The sequence below is a fragment of the Pseudoalteromonas sp. BSi20652 genome (genome assembly GCF_000239855.1).
Lineage (GTDB): Bacteria > Pseudomonadota > Gammaproteobacteria > Enterobacterales > Alteromonadaceae > Pseudoalteromonas.
Map to the genome: position 1 here is coordinate 1 of NZ_BADT01000243.1, position 957 is coordinate 957.

Consider the following 957-nt stretch of genomic DNA (forward strand, 5'->3'; position numbering starts at 1 on the left):
TGTGAGGCAAGTTGATTGAGATCTTCTGTTGCAAAGCGGCCCTCTTTTCCTAACTTAATAATGCTTACTTCAATAAAGTTTGAGTGGCTAAAATAATCTTCTAACACATGAAGTGCTTGGCCAAAATGAATTTTGCCTTTATTAGTATCGCCAAACTGCATGGCTAATTGTAGTTGTGTTGTCATATACTGTACAGCAGTATCAAAAGACTGGCCTGCTACAGGGGTATTAATATAATTTTTAAGCCCAGTTAATGGGTTTATTGCTATTTGCGATTCAATGTAAGGTTTAGCAAAGTCTGAATCAATAATGCTGTTATCAAATTGGCCATTGGTTTCAGATTTAGGATTATCCATATGTTCTTCGGCGCGGTACACCCCAAGTGTTTGGGGGGTAACGTACTTGTAACAGAATTTACCAATATCTTCACCAAAGCGACTAAACTCTTTCAAAGCAAGAATAGCTACCAACTCAGTAAGCGCATTACGAGAAAGCCTAATTGTGTCAAGTTCTGGTTTTAAGTGGCCGCTATTTTGTAAGCGTTTTAAAACGTCTTTACTTGGTCTTACTATAGCGGGATCAATAAATTGAGAAAAATCTCGTAACCAATTACCAAAATATATAATAGGTAAATCAGTCTCAGATTTAAAATCTAGATCTGCCAATACAAATTCTATTGAGCGGTGACCATACGATGCTGGGTTTTTATCATCTCCCGTGCCGGCACCAAAAAACTCAAACTGTTTAGCCATTCCATCATCAGTTTGGTGCTGTTGATTTACATTGTTGAGCATGTTTGCAATATTCGCATTATCGTAAATGAGAGGGCCTGACGAGTCAGGTGAGCTCAAAGTTCCTATCTCAATACTGTTAGACTGAAATAGTTCTAGGTCTAATAAACGATAAGCAAAAATAGCGCCTTCGTCTTGTTTTGCATCGGCACCAACGTTACTCAGC

General features: G+C 38.1%; 1 protein-coding gene. It reads right to left on the reverse strand.

The annotated features are described in order from the left end of the window. A partial coding sequence (locus P20652_RS19275; RefSeq protein WP_202799047.1) for an HET-C-related protein occupies positions 1-957 on the reverse strand: 957 nt, incomplete at both ends.